14 protein-coding genes are annotated in these 17,407 nt (G+C 64.0%); 1 reads left to right on the forward strand and 13 read right to left on the reverse strand.

Annotated features, from left to right (window positions below; all coding sequences use genetic code 11):
• Nucleotides 1-4: 4 nt before the first annotated feature.
• From RTH46_RS16985 to RTH46_RS17045, 13 genes are all read right to left on the reverse strand, one after another.
• Nucleotides 5-169, reverse strand: coding sequence for a hypothetical protein (locus tag RTH46_RS16985; RefSeq protein WP_153788899.1), 165 nt, complete (start codon nucleotides 167-169; stop codon nucleotides 5-7).
• Nucleotides 170-172: 3 nt separating this feature from the next.
• Nucleotides 173-1,426 carry a cbb3-type cytochrome c oxidase subunit II gene (locus tag RTH46_RS16990; RefSeq protein WP_153788898.1) on the reverse strand — a complete coding sequence of 418 codons (1,254 nt, stop codon included), beginning with the start codon at nucleotides 1,424-1,426 and terminating at the stop codon, nucleotides 173-175.
• Nucleotides 1,427-1,428: 2 nt separating this feature from the next.
• The gene (locus RTH46_RS16995) at nucleotides 1,429-2,874 is read right to left on the reverse strand and encodes a cbb3-type cytochrome c oxidase subunit I (protein ID WP_316906170.1); all 1,446 of its coding nucleotides are present in this window, start codon (nucleotides 2,872-2,874) and stop codon (nucleotides 1,429-1,431) included.
• Complete coding sequence (locus RTH46_RS17000) at nucleotides 2,867-3,373, reverse strand: hypothetical protein (protein WP_316906171.1); 507 nt, start codon at nucleotides 3,371-3,373, stop codon at nucleotides 2,867-2,869. Before RTH46_RS17000 ends, RTH46_RS16995 begins: the two co-directional genes overlap by 8 nt.
• Entirely contained in the window at nucleotides 3,370-3,720 is a 351-nt protein-coding gene (locus tag RTH46_RS17005; RefSeq protein ID WP_316906172.1) for a hypothetical protein, read from the reverse strand. Before RTH46_RS17005 ends, RTH46_RS17000 begins: the two co-directional genes overlap by 4 nt.
• 1 nt (nucleotide 3,721) lies before the next feature.
• Nucleotides 3,722-4,960, reverse strand: coding sequence for a molybdopterin-dependent oxidoreductase (locus RTH46_RS17010; protein ID WP_153788894.1), 1,239 nt, complete (start codon nucleotides 4,958-4,960; stop codon nucleotides 3,722-3,724).
• Nucleotides 4,957-7,473, reverse strand: a complete 2,517-nt coding sequence (locus RTH46_RS17015) for a fimbria/pilus outer membrane usher protein (RefSeq protein WP_316906224.1) — start codon at nucleotides 7,471-7,473, stop codon at nucleotides 4,957-4,959. The genes RTH46_RS17010 and RTH46_RS17015 overlap by 4 nt, the downstream gene beginning before the upstream one ends.
• 199 nt (nucleotides 7,474-7,672) lie before the next feature.
• A complete protein-coding gene (locus tag RTH46_RS17020) occupies nucleotides 7,673-8,380 on the reverse strand; it encodes a molecular chaperone (RefSeq protein WP_316906173.1) in 708 nt (235 codons plus the stop codon).
• Between the two features lie 69 nt (nucleotides 8,381-8,449).
• On the reverse strand, nucleotides 8,450-9,025 hold the full coding sequence (locus RTH46_RS17025; protein WP_153788891.1) for a fimbrial protein: 576 nt from the start codon (nucleotides 9,023-9,025) through the stop codon (nucleotides 8,450-8,452).
• A 141-nt stretch (nucleotides 9,026-9,166) separates the two neighbouring features.
• Nucleotides 9,167-9,814 (reverse strand): response regulator, encoded by a 648-nt coding sequence (locus tag RTH46_RS17030; RefSeq protein ID WP_153788890.1) that lies wholly within the window; start codon nucleotides 9,812-9,814, stop codon nucleotides 9,167-9,169.
• 55 nt (nucleotides 9,815-9,869) lie between these two features.
• The gene (locus RTH46_RS17035) at nucleotides 9,870-13,094 is read right to left on the reverse strand and encodes a hybrid sensor histidine kinase/response regulator (protein ID WP_316906174.1); all 3,225 of its coding nucleotides are present in this window, start codon (nucleotides 13,092-13,094) and stop codon (nucleotides 9,870-9,872) included.
• Between the two features lie 64 nt (nucleotides 13,095-13,158).
• Nucleotides 13,159-14,352, reverse strand: a complete 1,194-nt coding sequence (locus RTH46_RS17040; RefSeq protein WP_316906175.1) for an EAL domain-containing response regulator — start codon at nucleotides 14,350-14,352, stop codon at nucleotides 13,159-13,161.
• Entirely contained in the window at nucleotides 14,339-17,167 is a 2,829-nt protein-coding gene (locus tag RTH46_RS17045; RefSeq protein WP_316906176.1) for an ATP-binding protein, read from the reverse strand. Before RTH46_RS17045 ends, RTH46_RS17040 begins: the two co-directional genes overlap by 14 nt.
• Before the next feature lie 94 nt (nucleotides 17,168-17,261).
• On the opposite strand from RTH46_RS17045, the gene RTH46_RS17050 reads away from it, so the two are divergent.
• Entirely contained in the window at nucleotides 17,262-17,387 is a 126-nt protein-coding gene (locus RTH46_RS17050) for a hypothetical protein (protein WP_316906177.1), read from the forward strand.
• The last annotated feature ends 20 nt before the right edge of the window (nucleotides 17,388-17,407 follow it).

Genomic DNA, 17,407 nt, shown 5'->3' on the forward strand with positions numbered 1-17,407 from the left:
TTGCTCACGGGTGCTCCGCTGCCTTCGCAGCAGCGCTGTAGCGCTGCTCACGCTCGAGCATGGTGTACTTCGGCGCTTCGCTCCAGCGTTGCAGCTCGGGGCTGAACCACCAGGCAAGGATGAATGCGGACACCATGAGGGTCATGGCGATAACCATTGCGGCGAACATGGGTTATTCCTTTTCCGAAGGTTGGTAGAGGGAGCGCAGGTAGGCCACCACGGCACTTTGCTGCTCATCGGAAAACATCAGCTTCCAGGGCGGCATGGCCGTGCCTGGGACGCCGTTGCGCAGGATGTTCAGCAGGTAGTCCGGGTTGCCTTGCTTGGCCTGGAAGTTGGTGGGGCGCGGTGACAGGCCCCGGGCAGCCGGGCCATCGCCTTTGCCGCCAATGCCATGGCAACTGGCGCAGTTGCTCTCGAACAGCGACTTGCCCAATGCCACCTCGGCTGGTGCGGCCGGTGCGATCTTCGGCACGTGCAGGCTTTGCACGTAGACGGCCAGTGCGGCCAGGGTCGAACTGTCCAGGTCACGCCAGGCGGGCATGGAGGTCGCGGGCCGGCCGTTCCACAGCACATCCGCCAGCCGCTCCGTGGTGAAGGCCGCGTCGCGCAGGTTGGCCGGACGTGGCAGCAGCGACGCCGCCGCCGGGCCATCACCGGCCCCCTGTGCGCCGTGGCAGCTCGCGCAGTTCAGGGCATACGCGGCGGGGCCCCGGCGCAGGGCAAGCGCCAGGTCACGGCTGTTTTGCGGCATGACCAGCCCGGGCACCGGACCGTCCAGCTGAGGCGTCGCGGCGATCGGGCTCTGGCGGGGATCGAGCGCGGCATCCGTGCCTTCGGGCATCGTGCTGCCACTTGCGGGCTGCTCGACGCCGCCTTGATCATCGTACCCCGACACCTTGCGTGCCCTGCCGAGCGTTTGCAGGTAGGCCACCAGGTCCATGCCCTCCGACGTCGGCTTGTCGGCAGCGCCCTCGAACAGCCACGGATACCCCGGCATCACCGAGTCACTCACCGTGTAGCGCGGGTTGTACAGATGGGTCAGTTGCCAGTCGTTGGTGCGCACGCCGGTTTCACGGGCCAGGTCCGGGCCGATACGGCGGGTACCCCAGAGTTGCGGGTAATCGAACTTGGTCTCCCAGGCCTCGGTGGGCATACCCCAGCGCGCGACGTCCTGGTCGATGAAGCGCACCTGCTGGGTATGGCAGTAGCCACAGCCCTCGCGGCCGTATACCGCACGGCCGCGCTCTTCCTGGGCGGTGTAGTCGGGCATGTTGGCCGGGGCGCGGGCATCGATGTTCTTCTGCAGTTCCTTGCCCGGCAGGATGCCCAGCAACATGAACGACAGCAGGAAGAAACCGATGCCGGCGACGAAGATGATGAGGTACGCGCTGTTGAACAGACGATGTTTGACGATCGTTTGCATCGTTAGGCTCCAGCGAAGGCAGGTTGGGTGACGGCCGCCGCCTGGGCTGCCGGCACTTTATTGAGCGGGCCAGTGGTCAGGCCCAGGTAGAACGCGATGAAGCCCAGCAGCAGTGGCACGCCGCTCAGGTCGCGGATCCACCAGTAGGTCAGCGAAGCGCGCACCGAATCCATCCACGGCGCCGGGCTTTGCCAGAGGTGTGCCTGCACCAGGCCACCGGCGGTCAGGGTGATGAACATCAGCAGCAGGCCTGTGGTGATCAGCCAATAGGCCCAGTTCACGGCCGCAGCGTTGTAGCGGGCATTCGGCATGCGTTGCCAGGCATGGGCGATGCCGCCGGCGGCGACAAAGGTGGCGAAGCCGAGCATGGCCAGGTGGGAGTGGGCGATCACCCAGTCACTGAAGTGAGTGAGCTTGTTCACCGGCATCAGCGACTGCAACGCGCCTTGCAGGCTGACGATCAGGTACATCACGATGCCGGTCCAGACGAACCGCAGCGGCACGTCGCTGGCAACGGTCGCCGACTGCCCACGCAACGACATCAGCTGGTTGAACACCACCAGGATCACGTCCATGCCCAGGTACACCGAGGCGATGATCGCGGCCTTCTGCGCGTCCATCGGAATGGCCGAGTACACGTAGTGGTGGGTGCCGTTGAGGGGATAGAAGAAGAACAGGAACCAGAAGCCGATCATCGACAGGAAGTGGCTGTAGATGGGCCGGTTGGTGGCGGCCGGGATGATGTAGTAGGCGATCGCCAGCACGAAGGGGGTGACGAACAACCCGACGGCATCGTGAATCCACAAGCCGCTAAAGGCCGCGCCTTGTGCCCCCGGCAAAAACACCGGGACGAAGTTGCCCACCGGGTAGGCCAGCAGGCTGAACACCGCGCCGCCAATCAGGTACCAGGCGGAAATGTACAAGCCGCCCTGTTGGCGCTTGAGCAGGAACGGCCCGGCGAACTGGGCACAAACCAGCAGCAGGCCGACCAACACCAGCAGGTCGATGGCCATCGGGAACTCGGCCCACTCGATCGACTGGATGGCCAGCCACGGGTGGTCCAGGCCCAGGGACACCAGCACCCAGCCGGGCAGCAGCACGCCCAGGTTCCACAGGTAGAAGATCGCCCAGCCCAGTTTTCGGCTGAGCACCGGGCGATCGGCCAGGCGCGGCACCATGTGGTAGCAACAGGCGAGAAAGGCGTTGCCCAGCCAGCCGAAGAAGATGCCCTGGGTGTGGTCGTAGCGCAGGCGGCCCCAGGTCAGCGCTGCCTGGCTGCCCAGCAGGTCGGGCAGGTTCAGTTTCAACGCCACCAGCAGCCCCGCCACACCGGACAGGAACAGAGTGATGACCGCAGCCAGGGCATGGGCCCTGATCAGGTCGTAGTCGATGCGTACAAGGGGCGCAAGTGGAGCGGAGGGGGTTGTACCCGCAGCCGGGTTATTCATTGTTCGATTCCTTGGTTGCAGGCGGGAGGGAGCGTTCGAGTACCCAGGCCGCAGCTCCGGCGGCTTCCTCTTCACTGAGCCGAATGTTCGTCGGGCCCGGGGCGTAGCCGTCCCAGCCGGGGTTGGGGTGGGCGAGGGCGGCGATCAGCACCGCCAGCGCATCGGCATTCAGCGGCTGGGTGCCGATGACCGACTTGTAACGCTCGGCTATGGCGGTCCACGACGGAGCGACGAGGCGCTGGGTCAGGTCGTGGCAACCCGCGCACTGCTGCTGGATCACCACGGCGCCGGTATCGATCAGCGCCGCAGCCTGCGCGGTGTCGACCACGGCAGTGATTTGCGCGGGCGGCGTGTCGCCACGGCGGATGATGTCCGCCGTGGCCTGGGTGCGGATGACCGTCCAGCTGATCAGCGTGCCCAGTGCCAGCACGCCGATCGTCATGCCGAGCGCGGCGCGGGAGACACCATGGTTCGAGGTATCGGGAGTGGGGTCGCTCATGGTGTTTCCTTGCCATTGAAGAACATCAGGTAATCGATGATTGGCTCCACGGCGGCCTCCGGAATCGGCGCACCGTACTCGCCGCGCATCTTGGCCACCTCGGCCGCCCAGGTCGCCCGGGTGAACGGCGGCTGGTGGGTGATGAAACGGGGTGAGTGGCACATGGTGCAGAAGCCCATGAACTGGTTGCGGCCAGGGCCCTCGGGCAGGTAGGGCTCATCGGCGGGTACCGTGACCGTGTGCACGGGTGGGCCGAAATCGATGGGTGCGCCGTCTTTCCCCCAGGCCGCCGTGGTGGTGAGTGCAAGGGCGCAGAGCAGAAGTGAGAAACGCGAAGTGCTGTTCATGTCAGATCACCATGCCCGTGGTGTGCTCGATCACCCGGCGGGCCAGCCCGCCGCGGTTCCACTGGCTGGTCAGCTGCCCTTCGCCGGCACGGTTGGTGGCGCGTACCTTGAGTGTGTAGCGACCCTTCTGGGTGGGGGTCCAGGGCAAGCGCCAGCGCCTCCACGAGAACCGGCCGATTTCCGGGTCGAGTTGCGCGTCGGTCCAACTGCGGCCACCGTCCACGGACACCTCGACCCGCGCGATTCCGTCGCCGCCGTCGTTGGCCAGGCCTTCGAGCATGTAGGGGTGGTTGGCTAGCAGGGCCTCCTCGGGCTCTGGCCGAACGAAGATCGAGTGGGTGGCGAAGCGGTTGATCGGCACTGTCCTTGGCGCAAGCTTGCCGGGCTCCTCGGTGATCTCGGGGTTGTCGGGAATGCGGTAGGCCTCGTCCATCCAGATGTTGCTCAGGCGCGTGTCCAGCACCTCGATGTGCGCCAGGGACTTGATCCAGTAGGTGGCGTACCAGCCCGGCACCACAAGGCGCAGCGGGAAGCCGTTGAGCATGGGCAACGCCGCCCCGTTCATCGCATAGGCGACCATGACGTCGCCGGCATTGGCGTGGTCGAACTTCAGCGACTTGACGATCTTCGGCAGGCCCGGCATCGGCGATTCGTCCAGGCCCGAGAAGGCCACTTCCACCGCACCGGCCTTGGCCCCGGCGCGGTCAAGCAGGTCCTTCAGGCGAACGCCCGTCCACTGGGCGTTGCCCATGCCGCCGAATTGCCATTGCAAGCCGGCAGGGGTGGGGCCGGTGAAAAAGCTGCGGCCATTGCCCGAGCACTGGTTCATGGCGACCAGGGTCACCGGCTCGAACTCATTGACCAGGTCCTGCAGGGAAAAGGCCTGGGGGCGTGCAACCTGGCCATCGAGGCGCAGGCGGAAGGTGCGGGTATCGACGTAGGTCGGGTAACCGGACAAGTGCCAGCGCACGAAGAACGCTTCGTTGGGCGTGAGGTCTTGGCGGAAGTAGTGCAGCGGGGTTTCCAGTTGCGGCGGGCGGTCGGCCAGCTGGATGAGGCTGGCTTTTTCCGGCAGGCGCACCAGGCGCCGGTCGGTCGACGTCGTTTCGCTCAGCGAGGCAGCGATCAGGTCGCTGCCGGCGAACGAAGTACGCGGCAACAGGCTTGCCAGGCTCACCGTGGACGTCAGCCCCAGCAGCCGGCGACGGTTCAGCTTCCAGAAGTTGTCATTACCGTTCATTTTTCATCACCTCGTGGTGGGTTTTCTGTGAGCTGCGCAAGGGGCTGGACCGCGGGGTTGGCCTCGGGCGTGCACACCAATCGATAACGCTCGTAGTTCAGGGCCGGGTCGGCCTCGGGCAGGGAGTAGGTGGCCGAGCACTGCTGCTTGCCCCACTTGATTGACAAGGTGCCCTGGGTTTTCTCGAGCAGCGTCAGGGCTTTGCCATTGGGGTCGGAAATGGCCAGTTGCTTGCCGCTGGCGTCTTCCACGGCCGCGCCGAAGGGGATGGGGTTGTGCTGTGCATCGAACAGCTCGAACTCCACCCGGCGCCCGCTCTTGGCGCTGTAGCGGGCCAGTACGACGGCGCCGCGACGGGGCACCAGTTGCTGGGTGGCGTTGTCGATTTCGATATCGCCCCCCAGCTCGCGGGTGTCCAGGCTGATCCAGTTGATGCGGTAGGGCTGCGCGTTGGGAATCACCGCGAAACCGTTGCGTCCGGTCTCCACGCCGCTGTAGCTGCTGATCCGCGCGCCGCTGACACCCGGCACCTCGGCCAGGGCAAAGGTCTCGCCCACGGGCTGGCCGAGGTTGATCCCGCCTGCGTGCGCCACCACCGAACCTGCAACGTTCAGATTCTGCGTGTCGTAGTCGCGGCCCTGGCTGTAGCCCAGGTTGATGTCCGCCACAGCGGTGCGGAAACTGAGGTTGGCCGAGCCCGAGCTGCCACTGGTGCTGCTGTTGCCGGCCTGGATCGAATACGAGGTGTCGCTGGTGGGCGAAATGTAGCCATTGATGCCCACCTGCGTGCTGTCGCTGTCCTTGTTTGTGTTGGTGGTGACAAACGCACGGGGTGCCCGTGCCTGGCTGCCGAGCGGGAACGACACGGACAGGTTGAACTGGGTGTCCTTGCTCGGCATGCCGCTGTAGTTGAAGTCTTCGCTGCGGGTAACGTCCAGGCTGTAGCTGACATCCCCCCAGCTGTTGGCATAACCGGCGGAAAAGCTGCGGTTGCCGCCCTGGCGCCAGTAACGCTGGTCGCTCGCGTTGAGGTAGAGGCTGCCCCAGCCGCGATCGCGGCCCAGGCTCTGGTAAATGGTGAGATCGGTGCGGGTCTTGGAGTAGCCCGTGCGCCGGGTCAGGCCTTCGCTCTGGTCCTGAACGTGATCGGTCAGGGTGCGGTAGCCTTCGGTGGAGTAGCGGTGGGCCGCCAGGGTGAAGCTGGTGTCAGTGCCGCTGAAGGTCTTGGCATACAGGGCGCGCACGCTATCACCCTGGGTGGTCTGGCCCTGGATCTGGCTGGAGGAATGGGTGACGTCGAGCGAAACCGCACCAATCAGGGTATTGCGACCGAAGCCCACGGCCATCGCCTTGTAATCGTCGCTGGTCTGCAGGCCGAGAATGCCGGTCAGATTGCTGCCCAGGCCGTAGGCCAGTGTGGCGCTGAGCATCTGCGGTTCGGCCAGGCCCTCGGTGTTGCTGCTGTAGCGACCCGCCGAGAGGCTGTATTTCAACTGGCCCTCGCGGACCATGATCGGCAGGCTGGAGAACGCCTGCCTGCTTACCCGGCGCTGGCCATCGGCTTCGATGATGGTGATCTGCAGGTCACCGTTGGAGCCGCTGGGGTAGATGTCGCTGATCTCGAACGGGCCTGGCGCCACGGTGGTGGAGTAGAGCAGGTAGTCGTTCTGGCGCACCTCCACGGTCGCATTGGATTGCGCCACGCCGCGAATGACGGGCGCGTAGCCACGCTCGCTGTCCGCCCGCATACCCTCGTCGGAAGCCAGTTTCAGGCCGCGATAGCGCACGCTGTCGAACAGGTCGCTGTCGGTGAAGATGTCACCGGCGCTGAACTGCCCCTTGAGCGGGGTGACATCGTGCTGCAGGAAGCTGCGGTTGCTCTTGAAGGTGCTCGGCCGGCCAGTACCGTTGCTGAGGTTGGACTCGTTGCGCAACCGCCAGCCGCCCAGGTTGATGCCGTTGCGCAAACCGAGGTTGTTGTTGTAGCGGGTGTAGCCATTGCTGGCGTTGCGGCTGTCGTTGAGCTGGTAGTTGATGAACGCCGCAGGCACGCCCGCATCCCAGAGTTGCGGGTCCACGTAGCCACGCATCCCGCGCTGCATCGCCACTTGCGGCACGCTCGCCTTCAGCCGCAGGCGCGCGGCGTCGTAGCGCACGCTGGCCTGGTCGATGAGGGCGCCGAGGTCGTAGCATGCCTGGGGCGCCTCGGGGTCGAGCTTGCCCTGCGCGCGCAACTTGCCCATGTCGATGCCCAGTTGCGTGAGCAACTCCAGGCTCAGGCAAGGGTCGACCCGCCCGGTGGACGGGTTCTGGCTGAAGGTAATGTCACGGCGGCCGATCAGCGCGTCATTGCTGTACAGGTCGACCCGGTAGGTGCCGGGCAGGACACTGTTTTCGGCGAGCAGAAGTTGCACATCCACATCGCCGCGCACACCTTGCATAAAGTGGGTGTTGAAGGCGACCGGTATTGGTTTTTCCGCGGCCATGGATAAACTTGCCGGCGCAGCGAGCATGGCCATGTACAGTGCATTCAGTTGCAACAAGCCGGTATAGCGAACAGGCAGGCGCGTGCGCGCCTCTTTTACAGGGCTATTGAAAGTGAACGGCATGTAAAGGCCTATAGCATGAACACTTGCCAGGAAGTGCCATGGTTATCAATCTGCTAGTTAGTGTCAGGTGCGTGTTCGGTCTTGGCGGGGTTTCGCTGTTGTGTCAACGGCCCACTGTTACTTGGTGCTGGTTTTGTGCGCCGTAATCATTGATGCTGTCGAAGGTCAGTTGCACTGAAGAGGTGCCGTCGAACTGCTTGACCTTGAACACTTTGGTTTCGCCCGGTGCGATCATGCTCGAGTCGGCTGCCAGTGTTTTCTGCCCACCGGCCTTGAGCGTTACATCGCCCATCGAAACGTGAAACAGGCTGGGGTTGCGGACTGTCAATACACCCCCGGCGCCTTCCTGGGACCAGCGCCACTGCAATTGCGATGGCGCCGCCAACGGGTCGCCTTGCAGCTGCGCGGGGCGGAAGAACACCTTGATGCGCTGGCGCACGGCCAGTTGCAAGGTATTGGCCGCAGTACTCGCCTGCGGGATCTCCTGGACGTTCAGCCAGACCACCGACTCCCTGTCCGTGGGCAGGCCCTTGCCTTCGTACAGGATGCGCAATAGTTGCTGCTCCTTGGGCAAGACCTTGGCCAGTGGTGGTGTGACGGCAAACGGGGCGGCTTGTGTAGTGCCCTCGCCACTGTCGATCCACGACTGCACCAGTACGTCCTGGCTGCCATTGCGCACCGTGACGTTGGCCTCCTTATGGGTTCCGTCGAAAACGACCCGTGTCGCACTCAGGGAAATGCTGGCGCTGGCCTGGGCAGCCAGCAGCATGCCCAGTAACCCCAGGCAGGCGGGAATGGAACGACGCAACATGCGAATGCCCTTGAAAGAAAGCGAAGGGCAAGGCCCGAAGGCCTTGCGCGGGATGGACCCTCTGAAGACTTACTCGTATTCGAGGATGAACGGCAAGGTGGCGTCGCCGCGACCGGCCGTGGCGGTGCCTTCGGCACCGGTGGTGACGTAGGCGGCGGAGAAACTGAGGGTGGTTTCGCCGCCGTCGCCGACTTTCTTCATGGCGCTTTCCAGCCTGGCGGTGGACTTGGAACTCAGGTCGATGAGCGCGCCGTTGGCGTCAAGCAGGGCGATACCGACGTTGGTGGCGGTGCCGTTGCCGCTATTGAGCGCCAGCACTTTCTTGCCGGGTACCAGGCCGGAGCCACCGCTGTTGGCGTCGAAGACCATGGCGACCTTGGTGCCGGTGTTGCAGTTGACGTTCAGGTTGAAGTCCTGGCCGCTGACACGTCCCGAGGTCGGGTTTTCGGCAGTGCCCATGTCCTTGATTGCGATGTCGCCCATGTCCATGGCGATAATCCGATCCTTGTCGGAACCGTCGATGGTGCAGGCGTCATTGTTGATGGTGCCGGTGAAGCTGATCTTGCCACTGCCACCTTGAACAGGTTTTGGAGCGGGTGGCGGTTCTTCTGCGAATGCATGCCCGATCGAAACAATCAGCGCCATTGCGAGTGCAGTTTTTTTCACAGTATTACCCTATGTTGGTTCATAAGAAGTCCGACAAAATGCCAAGCCAAGATAAGGGGGTGGGCGTGGCGTTTGAATCAGACGATTCTTATTGGTTAGGGCTGATATACCGATGTGGCATCAGTTGAATATGCTGCGGTCTCGACAGTAGTTGAGCAAGTCTTGGTCGCTGGTTACTTCAAGTTTGCGCATGGCGGATATTTTTTGTCCGCTGATGGTTTTAACACTTCTGTTCTGGCTTTGCGCGATATCACTGACGCTGGCGCCGGAAACGAAAAGCCGCAGTATTTCAAATTCCTTTGGCGACAAACTTTGCAAGCGTTCATCCAGCGCCGTATTCGTATTCACCACCGAATGTTTAATCGGGTTGGGATGTTCGTAGACCTTGCCTTGTACAACCGTGTTCAAGGCGCGTTCAATTTCCGTTTTCACCTGGCTCTTGCGAACTACACCCACCACACCCAGCTCATGCAGGTGCGTCAGGATCAGCGGGTTGGAGATCATCGTCAGGATCAACACCTTGACCCTGGGGTAATGTCGCTTGAGGTAGTCGACCAGCTTGAGCCCGTCGCCATAGGGCGAGTCGGTGGGCATGTTGTAGTCGGTGATGACGAGGTCGACGGGCTGCTGGTCCAGCAAATCGATCAGGCCGCTGGAACACACGGCTTCTCCGACCACGCAAAAGCGGGGGTCGCGCTCGACGAGCTCGCGTACGCCCAGCAGTACGATGGGGTGATCGTCGGCAATGATGACCTTGAGTTTTTTCATGGGAACAGTCCGTGATACCGACACATGGGATGGGTTGGGCGGGAGCATGCTGATTCTAAGCCAGGGCCTTGAGGATTGCCGTCATCCTCTCCATCACCCCGCGTACCTTGAGTTCCAGCGCCGAGTTCAGACCGGCGCGAGACAGTTCGGTCTCCAGCAACGCGCAGTGTTCGGACAAGTCGATGGCCTGGACGGCGCCCAGGGCGCCGGCCACGCTGTGCAACCGCGCGCCGAGCAGCTTGGGGTCGCCTTGTGCGAGGGCATCGTCGACTCGCTGCAGGTCCTCCTGCAGGCTGCTGATGAACAGCGGCCTCATCACCGGTGACAGGCTGATGCTGTCGGCATGTTCCGACATCACTGTTGCTTTCGGGATGTCTGGAAGAGGTGGCGGGTTTGTGTCCTGCTGCGACAGATTGCACAACCTGGCCAGTTGCTCGCGCAAGGTTTGCAGGCTCAGGGGCTTTACCAGCCAGGCATTCATCCCGGCGGCCATGCAGCGTATGCCTTCCTCGCGCATGGCGTTCGCGGTGATGCCGATGATCGGTAACCCGGCGTCCTGTTCTCGCAGGGCCATGGCCAGTTCATAGCCGTCCATGACCGGCATGTTGACGTCGGTCAGCACCAGGTCGAATTCCGCCGGTTGCCACAGGTGCAAGGCCAGTTCGCCGTTGGCGGCGACTACCGCGCTGCACCCCAGCGCCTCCAGTTGCTCCTTGAGGATGGCCTGGTTGACCGGGTTGTCTTCGGCGACCAGGACGTGCAGGCCCGGCACCGGGCTGCGCGGGGGCTGGGGGGGGCGGGTGGTTTCGGGTTGCGCTGTGCGTGCCAGCAGGATGGCCTGGGCGATGGCCCGCAGGTCATGCGCATTGACTTCCCAGCCGCCCTCCACCGGCTGGGCCGGGCTCGGGCCGCCGCCGGTGCAGCGGACCAGGGGGCCAGGCCAGTGCGCCGCGCCCTCGGCGGGCAACAGGTCCACCAGTAGGGCGTCGGCCGGTGGCTGCTCCAGCGGCAGCGTCGCCACGCTGGCCGGAATACCCAGGCGGTTGAGCCAGTCGCAGTGACTGTGTGCCAGTTCCGGCACCGGTGCCTGAACCAGAATGGGCGCCAGGGACGGGTCGACGGGCTTTCTGGCGGTGCTGTCCGACGGCAGTACAGGCAAACTCAGGTGCAGGGAAAAGCTGCTGCCCAGGCCCGTCTCGCTGACGACGCTGACCCGCCCGCCCATCATTTCGCTGAGCCATCCGCAAATCGGCAGCCCCAGGCCCGCGCCCCCTGCGCTGGAGGCTTCGCGGGCCTGGTAGAACACTTCGAACAGCCTGGCCTGTTCGGCTTGGCCGATGCCGATGCCGGTATCGGTCACCTGCCACTCCAGGCTGACTTCATCGGCGCTGGCCGACAGCACCCGGGTACGCAGCACCACCCGCCCGGCATCGGTGAACTTGATGGCATTGCTCACCAGGTTGTTGAGGATCTGGCGGATCCGCAGGGGGTCGCCCATCAGTAGTCCGGGCAGAGTGACATCGGTGCACCCGTACAACTGCAGCCCCTTGCCTTGGGCGAAGGCCGCGTAAGTGCGCAGGGTGTCCTCGATCATCTCCAGCGGTGCGAAGGCCACGGGTTCGATGTTCAACTGGCCGGATTCGATCTTCGACACGTCGAGCACATCGCTGATCAGCTGGAACAACGTGGCGGAAGAGCGCTGGATGGTTTGCAGGTACGCCTGCTGGCGAGGCGCCAGCGGAGTCAGCCCGAGCAGTTCGAGGGTGCCGAGCACGCCGTACAACGGTGTGCGTATCTCGTGGCTCATGGTCGCCAGGAACAGGGTCTTGGCCTCGCTGGCGGCGTCGGCGGCGCGCATGGCCCGCTCCAGGGCGTGGGCATCCTCGACATGACGGGTGACGTCGTTGAACGCATACAGGCGCACGTCCTGGCCCTGGTAGCGGGTCGTGACGAGGTTCACTTCAAGGTGGCGACCGTCGATCTTCAGTGGCAGTTCGGTGGCGCCGTGGTCGCGTGTCTGCAGTGCGCTGACCAGTTGCGCTGTGCCAGGCCATTGCCGGGCGCGCTGGTTCTCCATGAGCACCTGGTTGTCTGCCGGGTTGACGACACACAAGCCGGTGGGCGCGGTATCGATCAGCACGCGGCTGAAGGCGATGCTCTCGGCGATGTTTTCGTGGGCCTGGCGTGCCGGCTGGATGACGTTTTTGCGGTACCAGCGGTTGGCCAACCCGCTCAGGCCCAGCAGGGCCAGGAAGGTCGCCGCAAGGCCGCTCAATGGCCACAGCGCCGCGCGGAAGAAATGCGCGTAGCCGATGGTGTAGATAGCGGCCCACCCCTGACCGGCGGCGTTCTCCAACTTGAATACCAGGCCTGCGCTGCGCAGGTTCAAACCGTTGTGCAGGGGCGACGCCGGGTCGCGGGCACCGATCAGCACATCGCCGGTGGGGGCCACCAGGCTGAAACGGTCATAGATGGACCAATCCAGTACCCGTTCGAATTCGTTGAGCTGTGCCAGGTCCAGCAGCAGGGCGAGGGTGACCTGGGGACCAGCGCCCTTGATCGACAATTGCTCCGGCTTGAGATCGAGATTGACGTAGGCCAGCAGTCGCGCAGGTCCCGCGGCTCGCGGTTGTTCGAGGTAACTCTTCCAGTGGATACCGTTACCGGCCGGCTGTTCGTCGCTTTTTGGCCGCCGAGCGAGCACGGTGTTGAACACGTCGATGAAGGGCTCCTGGGTGCTCATCACCTTGCCACGCCCGCGCCCCGCCGAAGGTACGGTGATGTCGTAGTGGCCCTGGACGTTGAACACGAACACTTGCGGCGAGCGATAGTAGGAACCCGCCCAGAAGGTGCTGTAGAAGTCGGCGAGGTTGGCGCCCAGGCCAAGTACCGCCGGTAACTCGCCCGAGGCTATGGCGCTTGGCGCAAGCTTGGCGCTGAACGGCATCGAGAAGGAAAACGCCTTGCCTTGGTAGATGTTCGGTCCCTCTTCAGGCAAGGGGGTAATCACCCGCACCCGGTGGCTTCCGTCCCCAAGCAGGTCGCCCTGGACACTGTGACGGGCCAGGGCCTGGAGGAAGTCTTCCTGTTCCTTGAGGTTATCCATCAGGCGGGCGAAGTGCAGGCGCACGGTGCCCTGGGTCTCCTCGACCAGCCGCTGCAACGACCAGGCGCTCAGGCCCAGTAGCATCACGGCCATCGCCACCAGCAGCGTCAAGCTCTTGTTCAGGCGCGAAGAGCTGCGTGCAAGCGTTTCCAGGTGGTCTTTGTTGGGTTTCATGGGAACGGCTCGTCGCGCGTTGAAGGAGTGAAATCGGGCATCCATCCTACCGCTGTGGGCGGTTTCAAGGGAGATTGGCCGGCCTGTTTCGCGCCAGCAGCTGTTCGAACTGATCCACCGGCAGGGCGCGGGAAATCAGGAAACCCTGGGCTTGCTGGCAGCCGGCCTTGTGCAGTGCCTCCAGCTGGGCCGTGGTCTCCACCCCTTCGGCCACCACGGTAAGGCCCAGCCTGCGGCCCAAGGCGATCAGGCTGTTCAGCGCCGAGGCCATGTATTCGTTGTCCTGGCTGCCCTGCACCAGTGCGCGGTCGATCTTCAGTTCGCTGAACGGCGTCGACACCAGGTTGAGGTAGGAACTGTAGCCTTGGCCGAAGTCGTCCTGGGCCAGGGCAAAGCCCTTCATGCGCAAGCGGCAGGCGCCGGCGTAGTAGTTGCCGGGCTTCAGCGGCCGGGACGACTCCAGCAGTTCGAAGCACAACGCGCCGGGCTCTCCCCGGTGGTGTAGCACGAACTGCAGCAGCCGGTCGGCCAGGTCGGTGTCGTCGAGCAGGTGGGTGGGCAGGTTGATCGAGACCGGAACGTCGTGGCCCTGGGCCCGCCAGCGCGCCTGGGCGGCCATGGCCTGTTCGAGCATTTCCCACAGCAGGCGCTCTTCCAGCCCGCAGGCTTCGAGCGCCGGAAGGAATGCACCGGGCAACAACGTGCCCTGCTCCGGATGCACCCAGCGCACAAGCGCTTCGGCGGCGACGATGCGGCCGTCCTGCACCGAGATCCTGGGCTGGAACCAGGCTTGCAAAGCTTGTGCATCCAGCGCGCGAATGAATGACGGCCGGTCAAACTCGGTCTGTGTCGGGCGTTGGGCAGGCTCGTTGGGCCTGGCCGGGCGCAGCTGTGCGGTCAGGGCGCGCAGGGCGGAGGGTGTCACCGGTTTGCTGATCAGCCCGACCACTCGGATGCCGAGATTCTTCGCCACCAGGCTCGCCGCCGTCAGCAGGCGACGAGAAGCGGTGGTCATGATCGCCAGGTCCGGCTTGTAGTGAAGCGTCGCCAGTTGCTGGATGAATTGCACGCCGTCCATGGCGGGCATCAGCAGGTCGGTCAGCACCAGGTTGAATTCACCGTCGTGCAGGCGCTCCATGGCTTCGTTGCCATCCTTGGCGGTGTCCAGGTGGAAGTGACCCAGCTCGCTGAACAGGTGGTGCAGGTACTGGCGCTGGAAGGGGTGGTCTTCGACGATCAGGATGCTATAGGGCTTCACGGCGGGTTCCTGGGTAGTGCTTGAGGCAGTTGTAGAGCGCCTGCAAGGTGAAGGGTTTGACCAGGCAGTGGTTCATTCCGGCTGCCAGGCACAGCGCCTGTTCGCCACGCATTGCGTTGGCAGTGGCGCCGATGATCGGCACCGACGTGTCGCGTAGGCGCAGCGCCCTGGCCAGTCCGTAGCCATTCAGGCCGGGCATGTTCACGTCGGTCAGCACCAGGTCGAAGCGCCCTGGTTGCCAGCGCCGCAAGGCCTGCTCTCCATCGGCCACGACTTCCACGCTGCAACCGAGAGTTTCGAGCTGTTCCTTGAGGGTGCGCTGGTTGATTGCGTTGTCCTCTGCAACCAGTACCCGCAGGCTGAGTCGGCGGGTCTCGCTGCTTTGATTGCCCTGCTCCTCGCGAAGGGGCCGCAGCCCTTGGGCCTGGCTGACGGCCTCATGCAGGGCGGCAAGGTTGCTGAGGTTGACGTGCCACACCTGCGTGCCTGGCAGGTGTTCGCCGCGGCCGTCCGCACTGGCCAGGACCTGCGGGCCGCTCCAGCTTTCCATCAATCGTTGTTGCAGGGTGCCGGGGTGCAGCTCCAGCAACAGGTAGCTGTGGGCTGTGTCGGTGTCCGGAGGTGGGCCGATATGGGGCCGGGCGCCCCAGCGATGCAGCCAGCCGGCCCAGGTTAGCGCCAGCTCGCGGACGGATGAAACGAGGTAGACAGGTTCGGCCAGCAGGTTGCACGGCAGCGCTGCAGGGCCTGCGCCGGCAGCGATCTGCAGGGGCAAAGCGAGGCTGACACTGGTGCCTAGGCCACGCTCGCTAACCAGGTGCAGCGTGCCGTGCATCAACTGGGTGAGGCGCTGGCAAATCGGAAGCCCCAGGCCGGTGCCGGCCATTGCCTGTTGGTTGCCCCGGGCTTGATAGAACGGCTGGAAGATCAGGCGCTGGTCTTCCTTGGCAATGCCCTTGCCGGTGTCGCTGACCTGCCAGATCAGTCTTGAGCGCTCACCTTCCTGGTGCCGGACCCGGGCGCGCAGCACCACGCGGCCGGCGTCGGTGAATTTCAGCGCGTTGCTCAGCAGGTTGCCCAGCACCTGGCGGATCCGGTTCACATCGCCGACCAGCCGCGGCGGCAGGTGCGCGTCGAGGCAGGCATAGAGTTGCAGGCCTTTGGCGAGAGCGGCGGCGCTGTAGGCGCGCACGACCTCCTGGGCCAAGTCCACGGGGGAAAACTCGCTCAGCTCCAGGGTCAGCTGGTCGGCCTCGATCTTCGACACATCCAGTACATCGCAGATCAGTTGCAGCAGGGTGGACGATGCGCCTTCGAGTGCCAGCAGGTAGTCGGTCTGCCGGGCGTCCAGGTGGGTGCGCGACAGCAGCTCGAGGGTGCCCAGCACGCCATGCAGCGGTGTGCGGATCTCGTGGCTCATGGTAGCCAGGAACAGGGTCTTGGCCTGGTTGGCGGCATCGGCAGAACGACGGGCCTCTATCAGTGTGGCTTCGATCTGTTTGCGCGCGCTGATGTCGCTGAAGGCGCAGAGCAGTACGTCCTCGCCCTTGTAGCGAGTGGTTGCGCGGTGGAGACACAGATGGCGACCCTCGACGGTTTCGACCGGGTCGTGGCGCTCGTCGTGGGGCGTGCTGAATGCCCGCTGGACCCAGGCTGCACCGAGCCGGTCACGCGCAGGGCCTGTTCCCAGCCATTGTCGGGCCAGCGGGTTTTCCAGCATCACCTTGCCGTCGCTGCGCCGCAGCACGCACAGTGCCAGTGGCGCGGTCTGGATCACGTCGCGGCTGAACGCCTCGCTTTCCACCAGCGCCTGCAGGCGCTGGATGGCCGGAAGGACCAGGCGCTGTTCCAGGCGTCGGGTCAGCAGCAGGATCAGGGTCAGGCTGAACAGGCAGAACAGCGATGCGCCGAGCAGTTGCTTCCACAGGTCCTGCAGCACCGAGGACAGTTCGATTGAATAGACCAGCTGCCAGTCCGAGGAGGTCAGGTTCTTGCGGATCACCAAGCGTTCGGGCAGCAGGCCGCTACCAATGAAACCGAAGAAACTGTCCTGTTCGGCGCGACAGAGTTGTGTGTCCGGTGCGGGCGCCGGAGCATTGCTGAACACCAGCATGCCGTCGGCGGTCAGCATCATGAAGGTGCCGGCACTTTGGTCGCTCAGGGCTGAAGAGACTTCGCGGGTGTCCATCTCAAGGCCCAGCCATCCGGCTTGCGCGTCGTGTTCATCGAGGCGGGTAAACAGGTACAGGTGCGAACGCTGCCCGCTCCGGCCGCTCAGCCACAGTTCGTTGATCGGCGGGGTGCGCGCATCGAGTTCCTTGAGCTGATAGAGAATGCCGGCGGGGAGGGCGGGCGGTTGCGACGAGGCGTTGTAGAGCCGTTTGATCGGCGGCGTAGCGCTTGTGTTCACGTAAAGCAGGCTGACTTTCTTTTCCTGCAAGTAATCCCCCAGGCGGCGAGTGAGCCAGAGGTTCCAGGTATGAGCGGGGTCGTTGCCCAGCAGCAACTGGGTTTCCTCGTCCTTGGGCGTCGACGCAAGGGGCATGGTTTGCACAGGGGTGCGAACGGCGGCAAGGCTCATGCTTTCAAGCAGGGCCTGGCGATTGGTGAAGAAGGTATGGGCCTCGGCGATCGCGCTGCTCATGTAGCCGCGCCGCTGTGAGAGTTCGTTGTTGAAGGTCGACAACAGGAAGTTGTACACGCCACTGAGGATGCCGATCGCCAGCACGACGGCAAATAGCCGAAGCAGCCGGCGGGCAGCTTCGGGGGTGGATAACACCGGGTTCAGGTGCAGCAGGTATCGACGTAATTGCATGGGCCGATTCTAGGGAGCGGCGTGGTGCGCAAATACCAGACGATTCTCAAACGGTGGCGCAGGGGCTTTGAATGTCTGTCACAGGTATTCCAGCGTGACGATTATTGCCGTGCGGCCTGGCGTCGGCGCGCAGGTTGCGAAAGCATCCGTGCTCAATGAAAAAGAGATGCAGAGAACAAACAAACAACTATCCAGTGGCATCGTTGAATGTGCCTTCTGAATATTTCTCGAGATGCCCTG

The organism is Pseudomonas sp. zfem004, assembly GCF_032621715.1.
Classification (GTDB): Bacteria; Pseudomonadota; Gammaproteobacteria; order Pseudomonadales; family Pseudomonadaceae; genus Aquipseudomonas; species Aquipseudomonas sichuanensis.

What these genes read in the sequence shown, in the direction of transcription:
- RTH46_RS16985 (WP_153788899.1), bottom strand. Translation starts at nt 169, where the DNA reads ATGTTCGCCGCAATGGTTATCGCCATGACCCTCATGGTGTCCGCATTC.
- RTH46_RS16990 (WP_153788898.1), bottom strand. Translation starts at nt 1,426, where the DNA reads ATGCAAACGATCGTCAAACATCGTCTGTTCAACAGCGCGTACCTCATC.
- RTH46_RS16995 (WP_316906170.1), bottom strand. Translation starts at nt 2,874, where the DNA reads ATGAATAACCCGGCTGCGGGTACAACCCCCTCCGCTCCACTTGCGCCC.
- RTH46_RS17000 (WP_316906171.1), bottom strand. Translation starts at nt 3,373, where the DNA reads ATGAGCGACCCCACTCCCGATACCTCGAACCATGGTGTCTCCCGCGCC.
- RTH46_RS17005 (WP_316906172.1), bottom strand. Translation starts at nt 3,720, where the DNA reads ATGAACAGCACTTCGCGTTTCTCACTTCTGCTCTGCGCCCTTGCACTC.
- RTH46_RS17010 (WP_153788894.1), bottom strand. Translation starts at nt 4,960, where the DNA reads ATGAACGGTAATGACAACTTCTGGAAGCTGAACCGTCGCCGGCTGCTG.
- RTH46_RS17015 (WP_316906224.1), bottom strand. Translation starts at nt 7,473, where the DNA reads ATGCTCGCTGCGCCGGCAAGTTTATCCATGGCCGCGGAAAAACCAATA.
- RTH46_RS17020 (WP_316906173.1), bottom strand. Translation starts at nt 8,380, where the DNA reads ATGTTGCGTCGTTCCATTCCCGCCTGCCTGGGGTTACTGGGCATGCTG.
- RTH46_RS17025 (WP_153788891.1), bottom strand. Translation starts at nt 9,025, where the DNA reads ATGGCGCTGATTGTTTCGATCGGGCATGCATTCGCAGAAGAACCGCCA.
- RTH46_RS17030 (WP_153788890.1), bottom strand. Translation starts at nt 9,814, where the DNA reads ATGAAAAAACTCAAGGTCATCATTGCCGACGATCACCCCATCGTACTG.
- RTH46_RS17035 (WP_316906174.1), bottom strand. Translation starts at nt 13,094, where the DNA reads ATGAAACCCAACAAAGACCACCTGGAAACGCTTGCACGCAGCTCTTCG.
- RTH46_RS17045 (WP_316906176.1), bottom strand. Translation starts at nt 17,167, where the DNA reads ATGCAATTACGTCGATACCTGCTGCACCTGAACCCGGTGTTATCCACC.